This is a genomic window from Shewanella halifaxensis HAW-EB4, assembly GCF_000019185.1.
GTDB classification, from domain to species: Bacteria; Pseudomonadota; Gammaproteobacteria; order Enterobacterales; family Shewanellaceae; genus Shewanella; species Shewanella halifaxensis.
This window is the reverse complement of sequence record NC_010334.1, coordinates 1,681,981-1,703,532: the sequence shown is the minus strand read 5'-3', so window position 1 is coordinate 1,703,532 and position 21,552 is coordinate 1,681,981. Positions and strand designations below refer to the sequence as shown.

The window sequence follows — 21,552 nt, the reverse complement described above, 5'->3', positions numbered from 1 at the left end:
CATCTCCATTAAGAGTTCAGCTTGGTACGGTCAACAAAGTGAGTGTGCAGCAGGTCGTGGGACATATGTCCTAGTGGCTGACCGCCAAACTCTTTGTAGTACTTTTCAACCGCTGGGTTAGCATGACTCACACGTAACTTAGCAATCGCATCATCTTTATATAAACCTGCACTACGTGCTTTTATATAGTCATTTCGCTTGGCCACTTTGCTTGCAAACCAGCCTACTGGAATCGCCATTACTGCGATAAAAGCCGCACCGATGGCCATAAATTTGCGACGGGATATAAAAAAACTATCTTCAGCAAACACATGCTTTTTGTTGTTCATGGTGTTGCTCCTTATTAGATATTACCAATCCAAGATGAACCATTGCCGTCAATAGGCTGGCCACCGCCGTTTACGCAACCACCAGCGCAATTCATCACTTCAATGAAGTGATAAGGAGAAATGCCAGCCATTATGTCTCGTAAAATCGGCTCTACGTTATTCCCCATATCATGCACAACCGCCACGTTAACAGTGACATCTTGCGATAAACTTTGGTCAAATAACGTCACAGATGCAGCTTTTACACCCGCTAAACCACGTACAGGTTCGAACTCAAGTTTGGCCATTTCATCGCCAGTCAAAACCTTGTGTGCTGTACGCAGCGCAGCCTCCATTACACCGCCTGTCGCACCAAAAATGGTACCTGCGCCAGTATATTCAGAGAATAAGCTATCGCCTTCGTATTCAGGTGTTTTTGCTAGGTCGATCTCTAGTAACTTTAACAGCTGCGCCATTTCACGAGTGGTCAGTACAGCATCAACATCTCGATACTCTGCTACATTGGCACCCTGCTCTTGATTATATTTCCAAGCTGAATTGAACTCTGGACGAGACGCTTCTACTTTTTTAGAGGTACAAGGCATAACTGCAACAGTGAAAATGTTTTCTGGTTGCATGGCATAAACTTTTGCACCATAAGTTTTGGCTACTGTTCCAGCCATCTGCTGTGGAGACTTGGCTGTTGATAAGTTTGGTAGCAAACTTGGGTAGTTGGTTTCTAGGTAGCGAACCCAACCTGGACAACAAGAAGTAAATTGAGGTAATGCACCGGCATCAGCTTCCCCTTTCACGTTGGCGTGCAAGCGGTGTATGAACTCACTTCCCTCTTCCATAATGGTTAGGTCAGCGGCAAAGTTACAATCGAAAATCTTGAAACCTGCTTTATTCATAGCGCCGTACAGCTTACCAGTCACTAATTCACCAGTGCCTAAGCCAAACTCTTCACCGATGGCAACACGTACAGCAGGGGCAATAATGCCCACGACTTTAACGTCTTTATCCGCCAGTTTTGCAATTACAGTTTCTAGTGCAGAGTGGGTCTCGATAATTGCTCCAAAAGGACAATTGATGAGACATTGGCCACAACTCAAGCACTTCTCTTTATTAATCGAGTGTACAGCCCCTGATGCGCCTTCGATGGCATTGGTAGGGCAAAATTTCTGACAAGCATCGCAACCTTTACATTTGGATGCCTGTATCTCAATCAGCCCCTGGATCTCTCCGGGTTGATAGGTGGTGACAGTCATAGATTTACGCGTTCCTTATTATGAGCCATTAGTTACTAGTTAGTTTAAACCTTAGTTCTAATAGGCTTTATTTTTAGTTAGTAATAAAAAGTCGGCAGAATATAAAGTAAATATCAGACTTAAAATGTCTCACTGATCAAATTATTAGGATTTTATTATTTAAACAATCAAGCTTAATGTGACCCACCGAGCTAATTAATTGATGTAATTTATATTTCAGCGTAATACTTATTTGCTAAACTGTTGTAATTACGTTTTATTTGTTACAAATTTAAAAAACAACATCCACCACCAACACCTTGATTACAATAAGGTTTACTTACGCAAACAGTTCGATTCAGCACGTGATATGTTAATTATTTCTTGGCCAAGAGTATTTAAAATAATAAATATTTTATTGGTCACTCCGAAATCCGCAAGGCGAAGATTAATAAGCTGCATTAATAAGGCGTGAAATAACCGCCCCATTAACAAGGAGTAAATTAATAAGCTGCATTAATAAAGCGTGAATTAACAAATCCATTAGTAAGGAGTAAATCAATAAGCCGCATTAATAATGCATTAATTAACAAACCCATTAATAAGGAGTAAGTTAATAAGCGTCGACTTAACAAAGGAGGTGAGACGTGAGTTTATGAGGCGCATGTTAATAAGGTGTCGGTTATTAGATTGTGGTTATGTAACGCATACCAACTAAGGCATTAATTAATAATCGACACCTTAATTAGTTGTGAATGAACAGTTCACTTATAATAAATAAATGATAAATAAAATGCGATATCACCGTTACTTTTATCACTAATATATTAATAATAAACACCTTTATGAATATAATCATCATACTGATGAAGCTGAAATAGTAAAACTTTCAATAAACATATAATGAATATACCTAATGTAATGTATCGGGAACGCCATGAAAAAATGGAACTGTTCTCTCTAGAGAGTTTCACTCAAAGAAGCAAACTTTATTCGCCAGCACCTTCAGATTTACATCGTGTAGACTTTCACTGTTTACTTCGGCACAAGAGTCACGGAAGCCATTGTATTGACTTTAAAAACTATGAATATAAACCTGGCGACATGGTGTATATCGCTCCCGGACAAGTGCATGCCTACGACTTCAATAACACTCCTTGTGGAGAAGTGATTATTTTCACTAAGGCGTACTATCAAGAAATAAAATCTTACTTGCCTGATGATCCGCTACAACTCTGTAAGCAAGCGCCCGTTTGGCAGCCAGATCAGGCTCTCTCAGAAATTATTGACCGCACACTTGAGCTTATTGACCTGCAGCAGCACTCTGCTTTGCCTAGTATCAGCAACAAACTCTTATTCACTAATCTTCTGGTAAATATCAGTCAAACACAGAAAAAATTCATTACAGAACCACAGCAAAAATTTAAATATCAAGAGCTTATCACTTTAGTTTACAATAATATGAATACAACAAGGCATGCTAAAGATTATGCTAAATTAATGGCTATGAGTTATAGCAAACTCAATAATATTTGCTTAAAAGCCAGTGGTAATACATTAAAGCGATCCATTGATAATCAAATAATACTGGAAGCTAAGCGAATTTTAGTCACTGAAAGCTTGAATATCAATCAGTTATCTGAACATCTTGGCTTTGATGAAACGACTAATTTTGTCAAATTTTTTAATCGTCACACCGGCATCTCTCCTAAACAATTTCGTCAGCACCGATTGTAACATTTACCATTTTCGGCCCAAGTTTAACCTGCTAGGTTTCATTTAATGTCATTACTATATCAATATATTAACTAAGTAAATGGCCCCCTTAATGAATCTCAGACTGTGTAATTTATCCATCATTGTTTCTCTATTCTGTGCCCCGTTATCAGCTTCAACCCTTGTAGAACCAGAACTGGCAACATCGATGCTGCAAAATCATGAGAAGCATTTTGAAAAGCGGATTGTAAAAGTCGCGCCAAATGTTTACACAGCTGTTGGTTATCACGGCGCAACGACCTCCATGATTGTTGGCGATGACGGCGTCATTATTATTGATACGTTAATGGGGCCGACAAGCGCCAGCAACGCACTAAATGATTTTAGGAAATACTCAAATAAACCTGTTAAGGCAATTATTTACACTCATAGCCACGGGGACCATACTGGTGGTGCTGCATCTTTTGCTGAAGGGAATAAAATAGAAGTAATAGGCCATAGCAACATGGGCCACCATCATGGTACTGATAAATCACTTGATACCGTGATGCGTTTAAGAGACATTCGCCAATTTGGCAGACTATTACCACAAGAAGAGCAGAGTAACCGAGGTGTGGCAGCGGCTGTAACTATCGACCATGACCGAGGAAAAGGGTTTATCGCTCCAACATTTACCATCAGCAAACCACATAAAGTCACTATTTCCGGTGTTGATATTGAAATTTACCCCGCCGCAGGAGAAACCAATGATGCGATGTTCGTCTGGCTTCCACAGCAAGAGGTGCTCTTTAGTGGTGACAATTTTTATCAGGCATTTCCCAATCTTTACGCTATTCGAGGCACACCCTATCGCGATGTAAGAACCTGGGCTAACTCTGTCGCTCAAATGGCTGAATTTGAACCAAGCGTACTTGTTGGCGGACATACCACTCCCATTATCGGACAAGACAGTGCGACAACAGCATTACAAGATTACAGTGAAGCAATTCAGTCGGTATTTGAGCAGACAACAGCTGGAATGAATAAAGGATGGGATCCTATCACGGTCGCTCAGAGTATCGAGCTCCCTAAGCATTTACAAAACAAACCTTACCTTACTGAGTTTTATGGCACACGAGCCCATGCTTCAAGAGCCATCTATGCTGGCATGCTAGGTTGGTTTGACGGTAATCCAACCAACCTAAACCCGTTATCACATAAACAAAGTGCAGAAAATATTGCTAAGCTCGCTGGCGGAAGCGCTGAATTATTTAAGCAGTTTAATGATGCAATGAAAACTGAAAACTACCAATGGGCTTTAGTATTAGCAGACCATCTCAGCTATCTTGATAATATTGATCAACAAGCAGTTAAAAAGTCCAAAATTGCAGCTCTTAGAGCAATGGCAGCAAGAGAATATAACGCGCCTAACCGAAATTACTATTTCACCTATGCCAACGAATTAGAACAAGGCAAGTAACCAGCTGGTCACCTAAGCAGCCCTTTTGTGGTTCAACCTCAAGATGGCTAAATTAACGTCTTAGATGACCTTAATACTTTGAACATGGCTTTGGTATTAGTTATTACCTTCGCTTCGTTGCCACTTATCAATGACTAGGGCCGCGATGATATCGCCTTCAACATTCACAGCAGTGCGGAAGGTATCTAACGGCTTTTCAATGATCAGCAAGATTGCGATCGCTTCTAAGGGGATCCCTGCTGCAAGCAACACCAACTGCATGCCCGACATTGACCCCGATGGCATTCCAGGGGCACCAATAGAAGACACCATCGCCATGATAAAGATCATCACTATGCCTGATGTTGTCAGATCGACGCCAAATAGCTGCGCGAGAAAAACCGCGGCGACACCTTCAAATAGCGCAGTACCGTCCATATTCATCACTGACCCTAACGGTAACACCATACTGCTAGTGGTGGGTGATACGCCAAGCTCCTGGGCACTTCGCATCGACAAAGGCAGGGTTGCAGCACTCGATGAGGTCGCAAAGGCCATCGCTAAAGGGGCGCTAATACCTTTAAACAGCGTGGATATTTTGATCCCAGTCAGCAGCTTTGCCAAGCTAGGTAACACCACCAGCCCGTGGAACATGGTTAGTGCAAAAACCAAAAGTGCAAACAGCGCTAATTGACTAAATAGAGCCGTACTTCCTTTAAGGGAAAACTCCAGAACGATAGCGAAGATGGCCAGTGGAGACAGGCGAATAATACCGCCCACCATGGTGTTAATGCCTTTGTTAAGGCCTGATATCACCTCGAATAGCGGATGCTTTTCCGGTAATGCTGTTAATAGTGATATCCCAAACATGAAAGAGAACACCACCACTGCAAGCAGATTGCCACTAGCAATGGCCGCAACAGGGTTAACTAAGGCCATATTCAGCAGCTTAGTCGCAATCGCCCCGCCGCTCGCTGCCTGCTCACCAATTAACGTAGCCCCCTCAGCTAAAGGCACAGCCTGGGTCAGCGGTTGCCAAGCTGGCAGCAGTAAGGATGCCCCTAAGCCAAGACTTACCGCAATCATGGTGGTAAAGGTGTAAAACGCTAACGTACGCCCGCCTAAGGTTTTAAGCTTAGCTATCGCGCCTATGTTGCTGATCCCTTCGATTAACGACAGCATCACCATGATACCGACGACCATCTTCAGTAAACCGATATAGACCGTTTTACCCAACATTAAAAATTGATACCAAGCTTGCCGTTCAACTTCGGCTATCACGCTAGGGTGAGCAAGAGAGGTTAGCGAGGTTGCGAATAGCCAGGCAGCGCCTGCAGCCAAAACCAACTGCAGTGGCAGAGAGCCGCGAACTTTATTCCACATGGGGTATTCCAAATTAACTTAATTGATTTCGAGCTAGGAGCTAATGCTCTATAGCAAAGAGTTAGTATTTAACAACTGACGAATAGGTAGTCAATCGCGGTTCAAGCTATTGCGTGCCTAATAAGTGGGTCAGGGGGGCAGGATTATAGGGAACGTGGGGAAAATGATAATTGGCTATATCAGTAAATCACTATTACCAGTTGGTAATAATCTGCTTTTTGAGCGATTGGATTTACGGTGTAAGACTCTTCATCAGCCTTATAAGGTAAGTAGCATCAAGCAAAAGTGAGTCAAAGAGTACTGCTGCCCAGTATCATTCGATATTCAACTTAACGTTTCAGCCGAATGATACTGTACTCATCTTCAACTTTGCTTGTACTAGATTTTCACACAGGCAAATATGGCGTTACCAGAGACGCCATCCCAAGGCATAAGCCTGTCATAGTCATGCTCAAACATATGCACCTCAAAGTAAGGTTGCAGTAACTGTTTAAGCTCAGCAAAACCAACAGCCACCATAGGGTGCTCATCTTGCCATGACTGAGTGACCTCACCTGTAGTTTTTTGAATGCTAAGTTTTAATGCCTGTCTTTCACCCATTCCAGAGTAGTGCCAACCCGAGCTAAACACAAACTGACTGTCTTCATGGCTTGCGCTATGACTAACCACCGAGCTGTTATCAATCCTGCTCTTTTTAACCGCGTTAAAGCAAAACATACCACCCGCCGATAACGCTGTATGCGCGCTCGCAATGCACTCTTTAAGCTTTTCGATACCATCACTGTAGTGGATTGAGTAGAGAAAACAGGTGATCAAGTCTAATGGTTCATCGACCGTGAAGTTAGCCATGTCATGACAGACAAACTCTGCGTCGGGGCAGCGTAACTTAGCGATATCCAGCATCGGCTGGTTAATGTCTAGGCCGCTACTTTGATAGCCATTTTCAATAAAATATTGAACATGCGGGCCAGTGCCACACGCCAAATCTAGGTGGCGTGTGCCTCTATTACCGAATAACTGATGCAGACGGCGAATGCAGTCGCTCTGTGCTTGATAGTTTATATCGGCACACATTAAGTCATAATAACCAGATAGGTCAGTATAAAGAGCGTTGGTTTGCGTTGTGAGCAAGGGGGTTTACCGTGAATTTTTAGGGTGGCGCATACTATACTAATTGCCCGCATTTGCGAAGCAGATAAATTAGCCTTTATGAACATAGGGAGCAATACAAGAGGTTAGACATTGCAACCCTATGGTCATGGGAGAAAAACCGCAATTGATAGTGGTTGCCAACAATGGCTCACAATACAAACTGCACTTTGCATATATATTTTACGATATGACGAAGCGAAACAATTAAATAAGCATGACTTAACCTAATTAACACTCGGCATAAGCCCCACTCCTTGCTTAGTGAATCGTTGAGTTTTATGAGCTCACACAGAGCCCAGTTTATCTTATCTATATTGGCTCACCTTAATTTTGCCAAAACCCCTAAAATAACCTGACAAATGGTCGATAGATAAAATGGTGAATGCACTTACTGATGGGATAGATTCTCACCAGTCAATTCTCTAGAGTGTGGTATCCTCTTCCAGATATCACTATAAAATCAACATGCTTGTTTAGCTGAAACTTACAGCACTTATTTCATCCTCGGAAAATAGGAAAATTGAATACATGAGTCATCCCCTATTTATTGCAGAAGTCTCTAGCAACCACCATAAGAGCTTAGATCGCTGTATCGAGTTTATTGAAACCTCCGCAGCGATTGGCTGCGATGCGGTTAAATTTCAACTTTTTAAAATTGATGAGTTGTTTTCGCCTGAGATCCTTGAAAAAAGCGAGATGCACCGAGACCGAAAAGAGTGGGAACTCCCGGTCGAGTTTATTCCAGCACTACGGGAAGCCTGTGAGCACTTTAACATTCAGTTTTCCTGCACCCCTTTCTATCTAAAGGCCGTAAAAGAGCTAGAACCTTACGTGCACTTTTTCAAAATAGCCTCATACGAACTACTGTGGACAGATTTATTAATTGAGTGCGCTAAGACCAAATTGCCCGTTGTCATCTCTAGCGGCATGGCAACCATTGAAGAGATAGATGGCGCAATTGCCACCTTAAAGGAACATGGGGCTGAAGATATCACTCTACTCCACTGTGTTTCAGCTTACCCAACTCCTGAAGAACAGTGCAACTTAGCCGTATTACAAAGCTTTAGAGAGCGATATGGCGTCAAAGTTGGTTGGTCTGATCATACGGTATCGCCTGCGGTGCTCAATCGCGCGATTCATCGCTGGCAGGCCGATACCATTGAGTTTCACCTTGACCTCGATGAGCAAGGCGCAGAATACGCTGCTGGACACTGCTGGTTACCGCAACAGATTGCCCCCGTTATTCGAGGTGCAAAACTGATCGAAGAGATCGATGGTAGCTCTATCAAACAGTTTGTACCCTGTGAATCTTCAGATAGAGAGTGGCGCGCCGATCCAGATGATGGATTAAGACCTTTTAAACGGATCCGTGACAGTTTTCAGGGATAAAGCTTTTAGAATTAAAATTTTCAGGGCTAACCGCTTATAGCGAAACGGATCTCGACTCTAATAAAAAGCCCTTTTAAGTACGCTTAAAAGGGCTTTTTATTAATTGCTATACGGTAGTAACCTTCAAGGTGTCATACACCCATTTAATTCTCTGCTCCAGTTGCTGTCGATCATCGGCGGTGACGATAAAGACTCCGAATCGACTGGCGTGACTGGTGGTTTCAGGCACGACATCACCCACTTGATACCAGATCTCAAGCTTCTTAACAAAGTCTTCAGCTTGAATAGCTTCAATTCCCGAGATAGACGTGACTTTTCCAGGCTTGGGAAAGAAGTAACGATTCGCTACCGCTTGGTCGATAACTGGAGTTAGCTTCTCTAACTCTGGTGGCTCGCCCAAGGCTATTTTCAGCGCCGCTTCGACGTAATTAATCCCTAAACCTAAAGGAACCAGGCTTTCAGAAAAATCACCACCGCTTAGACGGGTTGCAACCTCAATAATTTTCGGGCCAACATCGGTATAAACGATATCCCCTTTAATCACGCCATCTGTCAGGCCAAGAGCCAAAGCCGCTTGCTCAATCAAAGCTTCAACCTTAGCTCTTTTTTCACCTTGAATTAAACTTGGCTGCCACCCCCCATTCTCAATAATATTAGGTGCAAAGCGAGTTAACATTTCGTAATTACGATCGACATAACCAGGTGTATAAGCTTGCCCACGATACATGATGGTTTCGGTACTGATCTGAGGCCCTGCAAGGTACTCCTCCACCATAACGTCACCAGCAAAAGACTCACTCTTCGCCTTGTGATAAAGCGCTGACAAATCCGAGTCCTGTGTCAGTAAAAACACACCTCTGGCACCTGAACGATCGAGTGGCTTGATGATTAACGGTAGCCCTCTTTTAGCTGCTATATCCGCTAAATGCTCGGTATTTTCTAATAAGCAAAACCAAGGAATTGCAACACCATGGCGCTCAAAACATTGCTTCATCTTAAGCTTATTGGTGGTAATCATTGCCGCTTCGATTGGAATATGTGGCACCCGAATATATTCAGCCAACTGAGCGACATATTGTGATATATCGCTGCCCATAACGCACACTGCATCAATTTTTCGCTGCTGCTCTTGGTAGTCATCGACAAAAGCTTTTAAGGCTTCTAAGTCCATGGTACTGACAACAGCATAATCATCGGCAATCGCAAAGCCTGGAGATGCAGGGTTCGCATCGACAACGACCGTGTGTAAGCCCATATTATTTGCTGTTTTGATCAAAAATAGCTGATCACGACTACCACCAAGTAGCAATACTGTTTTATGACATTTGGCTAGCGACATCCATTAAGCTCCTAAAATGGCGCCGCCACTCACAGCGAGTACCTGAGCCGTCATATACTGCTGCTCATCAGAGGCCAGCATCACACAAGCACTGGTGATGTCTTCCATACGAGCCGCCTTCTTTAGCAATGTCATATCGATCACTTTTCGCCCAGCAGGACTATCTATCTCATCGGCAGTTTGATCTGTACGAACAATCCCGGGCGCAACGGCATTAACAAGAATATTGTGCTCCGCACCGTAGCGGGCAATCACCTTAGTTAAGCTATTGAGTCCTGCTTTAGATACCGCATAGTGAACCGTTTTAGGACCATGGTATTGTCCGGCTACGGATGAGATATTGATAATGCGGCCGCCTTGCTGCGCTTGCATGTAAGGGAACACTTCTTGGCAACAGATAAATGGCCCTTTAAGGTTCACTCCCATTATCTCGTCCCAAGCTTCATCGGTCACCTCATCGAACCAACCACGCTTATTGATCCCCGCATTGTTGACCAAGATATCGATCTTTCCAAAAGCGGCTACGGCCTGTTCGAATAGCTGCTTTATCTCGGCTCGCTCGGTAACATCAGCCTTAATAGCAATGGCATTGTGTCCATCCTGATTAAGCTTATCGGCTAACGCCTGAGCTTGCGCTTCGCTATGAACATAATTGATCACCACCTTGGCTCCTTGAGCGCAATACTCCTGTGCGATCGCGGCGCCAATGCCTCTTGAAGATCCAGTAATAACTGCGACTTTACCGGCTAAACGCATCACTTGTTCACTCCTAAATAGTTTGGCCATTGCTGTGCAATTTGCTCAATGATCTGCCCTGGCATCATGCCGCACTCGGCGCTGCACTCATCTTTACTGCCTGGATAAACAAACTTGTCATCAACGCCGCTTCTTAGTACCTGCATAGATAAGTTTGCATCAGCAAGGGTTTCTAGCACTAGAGAGCCAAAACCGCCATTAAGCACGCTTTCTTCAAGTGTTATCAGGTGCTTTGTTGGTGCAACTAACTCAACGAAACGCTCAGCAGGGAAAGGTTTAATCGATTGCACACAGATGATGCCGTAGTCTTTGCCTTGCGCTTCCAATAGTGCTTTAAGCTCATATGCCGCAACTAAACGGTTACCCAAACAGACTAAATAGCCATCACGGCCCTGCACTGGGACAGATAAGCCACAAGGCTCAATCAAACCAGTATCGGGCTCTGGAGTTGGAATTGGCTCATAGGGATAGAGGATCACCATAGGTCCCTGAGGATTGTCGAGTCGCTTCTCAATCAGTTCTGTTAATGCTGCAGAGCTTGCTGGGTACACCAACTGCATATTTGGGAATGAGCGCAGATAGGGAATATCATAAATTCCGTGGTGGGTCGCGCCATCATATCCAGCAAAGCCAGCACGAACGCCAAATACCGTCACAGGTAAATCCATATAACAAGCATCATGAATAAGCTGATCGTAGGCACGCTGCATGAAGGTCGTTTGCATACAGACGACAGGCTTCTTACCACCCAGTGCTAGACCACAAGCCATACCTACCGCTTGTTGCTCAGCCATTCCCACATCCAGTGCACGCTCAGGAAACAGTGCTAAGCACTCATCCAATGATGATGCATAAGGGGTAGCTGGGGTCATGGCAAATACATCGTCATCCGTTGTCATCTTTTGCTTCAGTGCTTCAGCCGCAACAACCGCGTAGGTGCGCCCCACAACCGTTGCAGCTGCACCTTTACCAGTAGCAGCATCGAATGGCATGGAGAAGTGCATTTTATAGGGATGATCTTTCGCACAGGCTAAGCCTTTACCTTTCTCGGTTTTAACATGAACAATCACTGGCCGCGCTAACTGCTTCGCTGCAGCTAATTGCTCAAGCAGAGCCGGCATATCATGGCCATCTTCGACCAGCAGATAGGCAAAGCCCATCCCTTCGAAGAAGGCTCGGCTATTGCTCTGCCAGTTTTCCCCTGCTGTAAGATTGCGCATTCCTCCAACAGACTTCGCAATCGCCATTTCATTATCGTTAAGCACAATCACAAGCTTACTGTCTTTATCTTCAGCACAGTAATTAAGCCCTTCGAAGGCCATGCCCTCAACCATCGAGCCGTCACCGATCAAAGAAACAACATAGTTAGCCGGCGAAGTCAGCTTAAGGGCTTTGGCATAGCCTGACGCAATAGAGAGTGAAGTACCTGCATGTGACGCATCGATTGCGTCATGCTCACTTTCATCTCTGGCAACGAATCGGTTCATGCCGCGATATTGGTTTAATGTGGCAAAATTTTCCACGCGACCCGTTAAAATCTTATGGGTATAACCTTGATGACCCGTATCAAAAATCACTTTATCAGCTGGAGAGTCAAAGAGTGCATGAATGGCAACCGTGAGTTCTACCACTGATAAGTTAGCGCCGATGTGTCCACCAGTCGCAGAAATATTGCTAATAAGAAACTGCCTAATATCTTCGGCTAATTGGGTTAATTGCGCCGCCGACTGCTGTTTCAGTTCATTGAGAGTCGGCACAATTAATTGATGGGTTTTCATTATCAATCCTTACTATTAGGCTTTACGCAGATAAGCACAGTATTGGTGCCATAAGGGTCTGTTTCGTCATAAATAATGCCCGCTTTGATACCGATCACTTTGACGACAATAAAATACTGGTTAACGAGTGCCAGCAGCTCATCGAGAGAATATTCAATAAGGTGACAAGAGTTAACAGGGATATGGCCTATGCTATTTTGAGGGGTACTTAACACTAAGACACCGCCAGGTTTCAGCACGCGTTTGATTTCACTTAAGCACTCATGCTCTGGTACATGCTCAAGGGTTTCAAAGCTGGTTACAGCGTCGTAGGACTCATCGGCAAAAGACAACTTTGTGATGTCTTCGACAAAGTAATCGGTATTGGCAGCGCTGTTATTTTTCTTCGCAAATTCCACACTCAGCTCATCTAAATCGGCTCCATGAACCTCTTTTAAATGACTCGCCATAATGTTGACACCGTAACCATCGGCACAGGCGATGTCGATAATCTTCATATCAGACTTAAGATGCTGTAAGGCGAGCTCGTAATGAAAGCCTAATCTGTCACCAGAGACAATACGGTGCTCATTCACCTCTTGACGCGGGATCGCATAAATTTGTGTAGCTAAGTGGCGACACTCAGTCAAGTATTCATCAGCATAGCTTGGTAACTCTGTTAAGAACTTAACTCTATATCGCTGAGCATTCATCGAAAAGTAGCACTTAGGGTGCACGAGAAACTTGGCATCCTCAGGCTGAGTGAGTTCATTATTAATAGCTTTTAGTGCGCCGATACGAAAGATTTCTGAGGTAAAATGCACAGGAAAATCATCGGGTAACTTAATACAATCCAATTGCTCACTGATGGCGATATCTAGCATAGCTAAACTTGCCTGAGGGTCGAAGCAAAAATGAATGCCATCGACTCTGATCACATAATCGCTATCGGCTAAATCTGAACAAGCATCTATCATTCGATTAAGCGGGCTCGCATCGTGGCCGTAATACAGAGAGAGACGTTCATCATCGATAAGCTTAACGATCTCATCGAGCTCTCCACCACGATCAAACTCCGGAGCAACCAAGACAACATCTAAATCGGTAAAGTGGCTCAAGACACGGCGAATGGTTCGAACAACGGCAATCTCGCCCTCTACCATCCCCATGCAGATATCGACGCCACCAGCCCATGAGCGTGAACTGGCTTGCACTAATACTCTTGTTTTTATCATGTTAATTCCTATTAAGCGGCTTCATTTTGCATTAACTACTGCGCTTACGGGCGTAGATGCAGATCTCTCTGCCGACACCGATTTCAGCCATGGATTGATACCAAGCCCTTTTCAGATCATTCTGACCAGACTCGATAAGGCTCATTTCAAATTTCATTCGTTTCTTGTGACAAGCCCTGCCTAACTCATCGTTACCGACATAGTTATCCCCCATCAACAAGAACATATCTATCGGGAAACTAGACTCTTTCAAGAAGACATCAAACCCTGAGTTATTCAACAATTGAGTCAGTGAGTTGACATCAAAATAATTCAGATGATGAGGCGGCGCTAACCACCAGGGTTCGAGTCCATCGACCTCCCTGATGGTCTTTTGGAATGGGTTGTAATCATTGGGAACGGAGATACATAACAAGCCGCCATCTTTAACGAGTGAGTTAATACACTCGAGTAACTCGATAGGATTAGGAATATGCTCTAGAACGTTACAAGCATGAACCACATCGAAAGGCTCAAAATTGCTTACGCTATCAGGACTTAAAAAATCGCTAATCACATCCACCCCGAGTTCTTTAGCATGTGCACTTGCTTGCTTTGAGGGCTCAATGCCTTGAGTTATCCAGCCACGTTGCTGCCCATGGTGCAGGAAGAACCCCGGACCTGCGCCAACATCAAAAACTCTTCTATTTCCCGCGGGCAAATGCGCCTCAAAAGTATCAAATCGGTCCGCAAACACGCGTTCCCACCAGATGGCATCTTCTCTGCTTTGACTTAAAAACAAAGGTTTATCTTTGGTGTAATACTCTTCACGATAAACCTGCTCCAACTCCTGTGCCGTAGGCATAGGCGAGACATGCTTAAAACCACATACTTCACAATCTATGACATCGAAGCCATGACGAGTGTCAATGACGTTACCAGTGTGCTGTTGAGCATCGCGGTTTGAGCCTGCCATGTTTACTTCTCCTTTACGCATTATTAGCTGTGACAAGCAAAATGCATACCGATAAAATTTTGACGATAAAAAAATACTAAAAGTAGTGCGAGAGGCATATTGACTAAACCATTAGCATTAAGAAGGATAATCATTTACTTGCACAAATCGAGCCGCGAGTATTTTACTCATAATATTATCGATACCACTCGAAATTGAGCAACCTTTAGAATCGAATAAACAAATTTTGTCCAATTCAGTGACACCAATCGACTTGGCAATCTGTTTGTCAACAAAGCTTTGGCTAGCAATGTGATGATCAGGCTGGGTACAAATATGAAATGCTGGTACTTTTAGCACAGCAAGTTCGTATGCGCTCATACCAAAAGTAATAACGGCAAAATCCATCTGCCGCATTAGCTTTGCTATATTTGCGGGGTTGGAATGCAGGGTTAAATTTACAGACTGCCCTTGTTGTCTACTCAATTGAGCAAAATCGGGATGTCTCTCTTTAATAACGACATGTAGGGCTAACTGGCTATCTAATCGACGAAAATGCTCAATAACGGTTAAAGTTAAACGCTGGGGATCTGTCCCTCCCATCATAACCAGCACCTTCTGTGGCTGATTACAAGACTTCACAAATGGTGTATAAAACTCCTCCCTTACGAGCAAGTATTCCCAACCAGCATACCTTTTGCCATTAAAGCCCTGCCAATTTAACGCCTCAACCAACGGGCTCGGTGGATAAAACAGTAAATCACAAGCTAAACGGTAATCACTAGGCTCGTCGATTGCGACGGTCAAGATATTAGCCTGTTTCATCATCTCAACCGCCTGTATTGGTAGACCATCTCGGATATCACCGATAAATATATCGGGGCGCTGTTGTTCGATGACCTGCTGACACCATTCTAAATAGTCAGCCTGCTTAAACAGCTGCATATCAAGGTTAAGTCCTGCCAGAGCCTGTATAGCAATGACGTCATTATTAATGACAAAAGTAACCCGGTGACCGGCTTCGATAAAGGCATTGGCTAAACAGATACAGCGTACGATATGACCCATTCCGACTTGGATTGATGCATCACAGCGAAACATCACATGTTGAACAGTCATATTGTTTTAGTACTCATATTCGTACCCATAGGTTAAATGCCGCCCGTCAGGTTAAAACAAAGCACTCGAAAATAAAGGAGTCATCTGCTTACGACTGAATGAACTGCATTTTTAACACTTTTGTAGCTTAAACGGTAGCTTATAGCCATTAATTTGCTAACACGATAAAATAGATGCAGCTAAAAGCAACGATTCAACTTAGTTCACGACTTTCTTTTGTTATCATAGCCAAGGTAATTCCAGTGACTAGTGATTGAGAATCCTCTCATTTATGCTTAAACTAAAATTCTTCGACAGCTATAAAGCTGTTTATCAATACATATAATAAAAGTTTTATTGCGCTAAGAGTCCCTATGGCCAACACCCTGATCCCAAATGTCTACGCAATTTTTCATTTAAACTTAGCGTTTTCTTCTATCGACAATAGCGAACACCAGCGAGTAGTCGATCTGTGTTATTGGCCCTTGCTACACTTAATAGAAGGTAACAGTATCCCTTTAGGGATTGAACTCACGGCCTACACTTTAGAATGCATTCAAGCGGTTGACCCGAGCTGGATAGCAAAATTTAAATCTCTCCTCAAAGATAATCACTGTGAGCTTATCGCCAGCGGAGATAGCCAGATCATAGGTCCACTTATTCCTTCTAAAGTGAATATGCAAAACCTGTTACTTGGCCAGAAAAGCTATCAAGCTCTACTAGGCTATCTACCTAAGATTGCTTATATCAATGAGCAAGCTGTATCAGCAGGCTTATTAGATTGCTACATCGACTGTGGCTTTGATGCCGTTGTTGTTGAGTGGGATAACCCCTTTTCTCACAATGCTGATTGGGCTAAGTCGTCTCGCTATCAACCACAGCAACTTATTGCCGCCTCAGGACGCACTATCAAGGTCATCTGGAACCATGCAGTCGCTTTTCAGAAATTTCAGCGCTATGCCCATGATGAAATGACCTCGATTGAATATTTCGAATTCCTAGCTAGAGCCACAAACGACGCAAGTGCATTCTCGCTATATGGCAGTGACGCCGAAGTATTTAATTATCGACCCGGGCGTTTTAGCACCGAAACTAAACTCGATATTGATGAGTGGCAACGTATTGAACTGTTATTTACTGCAATTAAAGAACAAGAACATTACCGCTGGGTTTCACCTAGTGAGTTATTATCGCCTTCAGCACAGTACACTCGGCTTAAAGTTCAAACTCCCGCTCATCCAATATCGGTAAAAAAGCAGGCCAAATACAACGTGACTCGCTGGGCACTTAGTGGTCGAAATGACCTCAGCCTTAATAGCCTATGCTACCGAAAGTATTTAGCGTTAAAAGACACCCCCCTAGTCAGTGAACAACAATGGCGAGAGCTGTGCCGACTTTGGGCTAGTGATTTACGCACACACCTAACTTCTATACGTTACCAAGAATTACTAAACTACTACCCCGTTGTTTCGAATCCGACTGTCATCGCCGGTCCAAAAGCGAACTTAGACTCGGCCAACACAGCCAAAAGTGATTATCAGGTTCATCACTGCAGCGAACGTAACACTCTCACCGTTGAGCATCCTCAGCTTAAGCTGGTACTAAGTGGCAAGCGCGGTATGGCGATAAAGTCACTGGCTTTTGCACGTCACAATTTTGAGCCAATTATAGGAACACTCCCCCACGGTTTTTTTGATCATATCAGTTATGCTGCTGATTTTTATTCAAACCATTTAGTCATGGAGCGATATAGTGAGAGGGACAGAGTCACCGATTTAAGTCAGTGTCATTTTAATATTAATCATTCCGATACAAACCTATTGATAAGCACCGAGATCATGACACCACAGGGTAAGCTGACTAAATGGTACCGGCTCGAAGGCGAACAGATTGAGTGTGGTTTTGATTTTGAAAACCAACACAGACCCGAAGCTACTATCAGACTAGGCTACCTTACACTGCTTAATAGCAAACAGCGTAATTGGTTTGCCTGTCATAATGGCGGCAACTTATTAGAGATTTATCACGCAGAACAAGATTTCAATCATGGTAGCCCTGTTTCATCGATTGTTTCCGCCAACAGTGCCTTAGGGGCAACAGAAGGGGTTTTCTACACAGGGGTCGACAATCTAGGTCTTAAAATCAGCTGGTCCCCCGAGTTCTGTGCGGCTCTGCCCATGCTATCGAGTCAGGCAATTGACGACAGTTATTTAAACCGAGCCTGGCTTTCGCTCTCCGAGGCTGACGAAACACTCAAAGCAGATGGCCAGCTTTTGAATTTCAGCTATCAGATCACCCCATGCTTTAAAACGGATATCAGTTAAGTCATGAACGTCATTGCAATTATTGGTGCTCGACTAAACTCGAGTCGCCTCCCAGGAAAACATCTACTTCCGCTTGCTGGGAAGCCTATCATTCAGCATATCCAGAATCGTCTCGAACGCTGTAAGACACTAACAGATATCGTACTGGCAACCACCTTGGATGATTTCAATCGACCACTCATAGAGTGGGCTAACAATAATAGCCAATGTGTCGCCTATTCCGGTGACGTTAACAACTTGATGGGAAGGATAAATGAGGTCGTTGAGCAATATAAAGCTGATCTTGTAGTGTATATTTGTGGAGATTGCCCGCTTATTGATCCCGAGTTTATCGATCACGCCGTTAGCCAATTATGTCAAAACCCGGACGCAAACAGTATCGCACTGGCGCAAAATGTACGCTCTATACACGAAGGAATGGCTTTTTATACGCGCCAAGGTTGGGATAGCTTATTTGTTAATAGCATTAGCGAGATGGAAAAAGAACATGTCGGATATGCCAATCAAAGGCGCCATTGTCTTACCGCCCTCTCCATCCAAGATAGCGATGACTTTTCAGGCGTTGAACATAGGATATCTGTTGATACCGATGCCGATTATCGCTTTATGCAGCAGATATATCAGCGCTGGGGTCAGAAGCATGGCTCCGACTCTATAGTGTCACTTAAATGGGTAGTGCAAACACTCAAAAAAGAAGCTTCACTTAGGCAGATAAATGCCCATGTTAAGCAGAAAAAAGCAGATCAAAAATATCAATCAGTCTCACTTTATTGTGTTTATCAAGCGCCTGATGACGCCTTATATCAGCTCAGTGTAAAACTTGGCTCTGCACTGCAAGAGCACTACGGCTTAGGTACTCAGCTTCATGTGCTATCCAAAGAGTCACTTCAGGCCACATTGTCACAAAACATCCAAACCTATTGTGATGAACAGTTATTTATCCAAGCATTGAAACATGACAATAAGCGCTTATCTCTTTGCCTCATTCCTTCTCAATTACAACATAAACTCGAGCAATTTAAGCATGAGTTTTCTGGTAGTAACGGTCTTGTTATTGAGTTTTATAGTTCAGAAGAGCATAGTGGACAGTCGCAAGCATTAGCATTCATTAGGAAAAATAACCAACAAAATCAGACCAATAGTAAAGATAGTTTAATTAATGAGTTGACACTAAATGCACTCAGACAACTCATAACGAGTTTAATAAGATAGCGGCTATCAGTGATCGCCGCTATTAACGCCTCTGAGCCTAGTTTATCGAGGTATAAAAGACTTAAGCTGCTCACAAATATAATCGAGTTGAGCGAACTCTAGTTGTGGGTGTAATGGCAAAGTAATAATGCGTTGATAGAATGCCTCAGATGCAGGGAAGTCGCCCACTTTAAAGCCCAATTGGCCATAATAAGGCTGAGTATGCACAGGTATGTAATGTACATTAACGCCAATACCCGCCTCTCGTAACTGATCGAAAATAGCTTTTCTATCAATGTCCTTTGGTAATAAGATTATCATCAAATGCCAAGCGCTATAACTGTCTTCACAGGGTGCTACAAAATCAATATTTAGCGTTTTTAATCGCTCAGAGTAATAGTCTGCAAGGATATTTCTACGGCTGACTAACTGTGTCAATTGTTTAAACTGACTGACTCCTAACGCAGCCTGAAGCTCCGTCATTCGGTAATTAAAGCCTAATACTTGTTGCTCGTAGTACCAAGGCTCATCACTATGCTCTGTATGTAATTCGTCACGAGTCACGCCGTGACTACGCAGTAACTGCATAGACTTAGCTAAAACAGCATCATTGGTTGTAGCCGCTCCGCCTTCCGCTGTGGTGATTATTTTTACCGGATGAAAACTAAATACTGTAATGTCACTGTATTGACAGCTACCAACGGGACTGTCGTCATAGCTAGCACCGATACAGTGAGACGCATCTTCAATCACTTTAAAACCATACTCTTCCGCCAACTGCGCCAAAGACTTCATATCACAGCAGTGCCCAGCTAAATGAACTGGGATCACCACCTTGGGTAACAAACCTTTCCTCTTAGCATCGACTAGCTTGAGACGCAACTTAGCCATATCCATGTTACCCGTTGCCAACTCAACATCGACAAAGTCTACAACTGCGCCACAGTACAGCGCACTGTTAGATGAGGCTACAAATGTAATAGGGCTAGTCCAAACAATATCCCCTTTATCAACACCAAGGGCTAAGCTGGCAATATGGAGCGCTGAGGTCGCGCTATTAACCGCTACCGCATGTTGGGCTTGAGTAAACTGACATAACCGCGACTCAAATAATGGAACTTGCGGTCCTTGGGTCAAAAAGTCAGACTGCAACACATTCACGACAGCATCGATATCATCTTGGCAAATATGTTGTTTCCCGTATTGGATCATAAACCTAGGCTCTCATCCAAAGCGAGAATTTCATCCGGACTAAGGAAATGGGGATTATTACCAGAGTGATATTCGTAACCTAACTCAACAAGTTGACCTTGCTCGCCTAACATGTTGACCGAATATTCATTGCTTCTGCCAAAAAATGAGATGCTTGGTGTAATCACAAAATGATCTTCAAACTCTATGGTGTGATGCGAATCATCGGCAGGACACATGATTTCATGCATTTTTTCTCCAGGGCGAATACCAATAATTTTATGCTCTAAATTGGGAGCATAAGCTTTCGCTAGATCGGTAATGCATACTGAAGGGATCTTAGGGACAAAAATTTCGCCTCCCTGCATCCGAGAAAAATTCTTTAACACAAAATCGACGCCATCTTGCAAAGAGATCCAAAAGCGCGTCATCTCTTCATGGGTTATGGGCAAACATGTTTCGCCTCTTGCTACAATTGCTTTAAATAGCGGTACCACAGAGCCTCTAGAGCCTACAACATTACCATATCGTACAGCGGAGAAACGGGTTCGGCCCTCGCCAACAATGTTATTAGCTGCAACAAAAAGCTTGTCAGAAGCAAGTTTAGTTGCACCATATAAATTAATCGGATTAGCGGCCTTATCCGTTGATAGTGCAATGACTTTCTCTACCCCATTTTCTATAGCAGCCTTAATCACATTTTCAGCACCATGGATGTTAGTCTTAATGCACTCCATAGGATTATATTCTGCTGCCGGAACTTGCTTAAGTGCTGCAGCGTGGATAACAAAATCTACATCACGAAACGCTTGCTTTAGTCTATCGCCATCACGGACATCACCAATAAAGTATCTCATGCAAGGCTCGTTAAACTCCTGCTGCATCTCGTACTGTTTTAACTCATCACGTGAGAATATAATAAGACGCTTAGGTTTATAACGTTCAAGGATGGTTCTAGTGTACATTCTTCCAAATGAACCTGTACCACCCGTTATCAATATTGATTTATTATTAAACATTATTTGTCACCATCGCCCTTCAAATATAAGCTGTCAAAAAAATATCACTGGCGTATCTTTAGTTCTGCATGCGGC

At 43.5% G+C, this 21,552-nt stretch carries 17 protein-coding genes; 5 read left to right on the top strand and 12 right to left on the bottom strand.

Annotated features, from left to right (window positions below):
• Positions 1–8 precede the first annotated feature (8 nt).
• Entirely contained in the window at positions 9–329 is a 321-nt protein-coding gene (gene hydB / locus SHAL_RS07250; protein ID WP_012276515.1) for an iron hydrogenase small subunit HydB, read from the bottom strand.
• A gap of 14 nt (positions 330–343) precedes the next feature.
• On the bottom strand, positions 344–1,576 hold the full coding sequence (hydA, locus tag SHAL_RS07245) for an iron hydrogenase large subunit HydA (protein WP_012276514.1): 1,233 nt from the start codon (positions 1,574–1,576) through the stop codon (positions 344–346).
• An 882-nt stretch (positions 1,577–2,458) separates the two neighbouring features.
• Here hydA and SHAL_RS22360 point away from each other — a divergent pair.
• A complete protein-coding gene (locus SHAL_RS22360; RefSeq protein ID WP_012276513.1) occupies positions 2,459–3,292 on the top strand; it encodes a helix-turn-helix domain-containing protein in 834 nt (277 codons plus the stop codon).
• Between the two features lie 91 nt (positions 3,293–3,383).
• Entirely contained in the window at positions 3,384–4,730 is a 1,347-nt protein-coding gene (locus tag SHAL_RS07235) for an alkyl/aryl-sulfatase (RefSeq protein WP_049763870.1), read from the top strand.
• A gap of 96 nt (positions 4,731–4,826) precedes the next feature.
• Here the strand turns inward: SHAL_RS07235 and SHAL_RS07230 are convergent, their stop codons facing one another.
• Together SHAL_RS07230 and SHAL_RS07225 are read right to left on the bottom strand one after the other, a co-directional pair.
• Positions 4,827–6,092 carry a dicarboxylate/amino acid:cation symporter gene (locus SHAL_RS07230; protein WP_012276511.1) on the bottom strand — a complete coding sequence of 422 codons (1,266 nt, stop codon included), beginning with the start codon at positions 6,090–6,092 and terminating at the stop codon, positions 4,827–4,829.
• Between the two features lie 378 nt (positions 6,093–6,470).
• Positions 6,471–7,223, bottom strand: coding sequence for a class I SAM-dependent DNA methyltransferase (locus SHAL_RS07225; RefSeq protein WP_012276510.1), 753 nt, complete (start codon positions 7,221–7,223; stop codon positions 6,471–6,473).
• A gap of 549 nt (positions 7,224–7,772) precedes the next feature.
• On the opposite strand from SHAL_RS07225, the gene SHAL_RS07220 reads away from it, so the two are divergent.
• Positions 7,773–8,633 carry an N-acetylneuraminate synthase family protein gene (locus tag SHAL_RS07220; protein WP_012276509.1) on the top strand — a complete coding sequence of 287 codons (861 nt, stop codon included), beginning with the start codon at positions 7,773–7,775 and terminating at the stop codon, positions 8,631–8,633.
• Positions 8,634–8,739: 106 nt separating this feature from the next.
• Here SHAL_RS07220 and SHAL_RS07215 read toward each other — a convergent pair whose 3' ends face one another.
• The 6 genes from SHAL_RS07215 to SHAL_RS07190 all read right to left on the bottom strand — a co-directional run bounded on the left by SHAL_RS07215 (position 8,740) and on the right by SHAL_RS07190 (position 15,773).
• Positions 8,740–9,972 carry an ATP-grasp domain-containing protein gene (locus SHAL_RS07215; RefSeq protein WP_012276508.1) on the bottom strand — a complete coding sequence of 411 codons (1,233 nt, stop codon included), beginning with the start codon at positions 9,970–9,972 and terminating at the stop codon, positions 8,740–8,742.
• 3 nt (positions 9,973–9,975) lie between these two features.
• Entirely contained in the window at positions 9,976–10,728 is a 753-nt protein-coding gene (locus SHAL_RS07210; RefSeq protein ID WP_012276507.1) for an SDR family NAD(P)-dependent oxidoreductase, read from the bottom strand.
• On the bottom strand, positions 10,728–12,506 hold the full coding sequence (locus SHAL_RS07205; protein WP_012276506.1) for a 1-deoxy-D-xylulose-5-phosphate synthase: 1,779 nt from the start codon (positions 12,504–12,506) through the stop codon (positions 10,728–10,730). The genes SHAL_RS07210 and SHAL_RS07205 overlap by 1 nt, the downstream gene beginning before the upstream one ends.
• A gap of 2 nt (positions 12,507–12,508) precedes the next feature.
• Positions 12,509–13,720: a methyltransferase domain-containing protein gene (locus SHAL_RS07200; RefSeq protein ID WP_012276505.1), complete on the bottom strand. Its 1,212-nt coding sequence runs from the start codon at positions 13,718–13,720 to the stop codon at positions 12,509–12,511.
• Between the two features lie 31 nt (positions 13,721–13,751).
• Entirely contained in the window at positions 13,752–14,675 is a 924-nt protein-coding gene (locus SHAL_RS07195) for a class I SAM-dependent methyltransferase (RefSeq protein ID WP_012276504.1), read from the bottom strand.
• Between the two features lie 117 nt (positions 14,676–14,792).
• Complete coding sequence (locus SHAL_RS07190; protein ID WP_012276503.1) at positions 14,793–15,773, bottom strand: PseG/SpsG family protein; 981 nt, start codon at positions 15,771–15,773, stop codon at positions 14,793–14,795.
• 353 nt (positions 15,774–16,126) lie between these two features.
• On the opposite strand from SHAL_RS07190, the gene SHAL_RS07185 reads away from it, so the two are divergent.
• Positions 16,127–18,076, top strand: coding sequence for a polysaccharide deacetylase family protein (locus tag SHAL_RS07185; RefSeq protein ID WP_012276502.1), 1,950 nt, complete (start codon positions 16,127–16,129; stop codon positions 18,074–18,076).
• Between the two features lie 3 nt (positions 18,077–18,079).
• Positions 18,080–19,288, top strand: coding sequence for a cytidylyltransferase domain-containing protein (locus SHAL_RS07180; RefSeq protein ID WP_012276501.1), 1,209 nt, complete (start codon positions 18,080–18,082; stop codon positions 19,286–19,288).
• 42 nt (positions 19,289–19,330) lie between these two features.
• On the opposite strand, the gene pseC is transcribed toward SHAL_RS07180, so the two are convergent.
• Positions 19,331–20,479: a UDP-4-amino-4,6-dideoxy-N-acetyl-beta-L-altrosamine transaminase gene (gene pseC, locus SHAL_RS07175; RefSeq protein WP_012276500.1), complete on the bottom strand. Its 1,149-nt coding sequence runs from the start codon at positions 20,477–20,479 to the stop codon at positions 19,331–19,333.
• Positions 20,476–21,477, bottom strand: coding sequence for a UDP-N-acetylglucosamine 4,6-dehydratase (inverting) (gene pseB, locus SHAL_RS07170; protein WP_012276499.1), 1,002 nt, complete (start codon positions 21,475–21,477; stop codon positions 20,476–20,478). Before pseB ends, pseC begins: the two co-directional genes overlap by 4 nt.
• Positions 21,478–21,552: the final 75 nt, after the last annotated feature.

Bases quoted from the DNA above. Each gene is read 5' to 3' on its own strand.
- hydB (WP_012276515.1), bottom strand. From the start codon at position 329: ATGAACAACAAAAAGCATGTGTTTGCTGAAGATAGTTTTTTTATATCC.
- hydA (WP_012276514.1), bottom strand. From the start codon at position 1,576: ATGACTGTCACCACCTATCAACCCGGAGAGATCCAGGGGCTGATTGAG.
- SHAL_RS22360 (WP_012276513.1), top strand. From the start codon at position 2,459: ATGAATATACCTAATGTAATGTATCGGGAACGCCATGAAAAAATGGAA.
- SHAL_RS07235 (WP_049763870.1), top strand. From the start codon at position 3,384: ATGAATCTCAGACTGTGTAATTTATCCATCATTGTTTCTCTATTCTGT.
- SHAL_RS07230 (WP_012276511.1), bottom strand. From the start codon at position 6,092: ATGTGGAATAAAGTTCGCGGCTCTCTGCCACTGCAGTTGGTTTTGGCT.
- SHAL_RS07220 (WP_012276509.1), top strand. From the start codon at position 7,773: ATGAGTCATCCCCTATTTATTGCAGAAGTCTCTAGCAACCACCATAAG.
- SHAL_RS07215 (WP_012276508.1), bottom strand. From the start codon at position 9,972: ATGTCGCTAGCCAAATGTCATAAAACAGTATTGCTACTTGGTGGTAGT.
- SHAL_RS07210 (WP_012276507.1), bottom strand. From the start codon at position 10,728: ATGCGTTTAGCCGGTAAAGTCGCAGTTATTACTGGATCTTCAAGAGGC.
- SHAL_RS07205 (WP_012276506.1), bottom strand. From the start codon at position 12,506: ATGAAAACCCATCAATTAATTGTGCCGACTCTCAATGAACTGAAACAG.
- SHAL_RS07200 (WP_012276505.1), bottom strand. From the start codon at position 13,720: ATGATAAAAACAAGAGTATTAGTGCAAGCCAGTTCACGCTCATGGGCT.
- SHAL_RS07195 (WP_012276504.1), bottom strand. From the start codon at position 14,675: ATGGCAGGCTCAAACCGCGATGCTCAACAGCACACTGGTAACGTCATT.
- SHAL_RS07190 (WP_012276503.1), bottom strand. From the start codon at position 15,773: ATGACTGTTCAACATGTGATGTTTCGCTGTGATGCATCAATCCAAGTC.
- SHAL_RS07185 (WP_012276502.1), top strand. From the start codon at position 16,127: ATGGCCAACACCCTGATCCCAAATGTCTACGCAATTTTTCATTTAAAC.
- SHAL_RS07180 (WP_012276501.1), top strand. From the start codon at position 18,080: ATGAACGTCATTGCAATTATTGGTGCTCGACTAAACTCGAGTCGCCTC.
- pseC (WP_012276500.1), bottom strand. From the start codon at position 20,479: ATGATCCAATACGGGAAACAACATATTTGCCAAGATGATATCGATGCT.
- pseB (WP_012276499.1), bottom strand. From the start codon at position 21,477: ATGTTTAATAATAAATCAATATTGATAACGGGTGGTACAGGTTCATTT.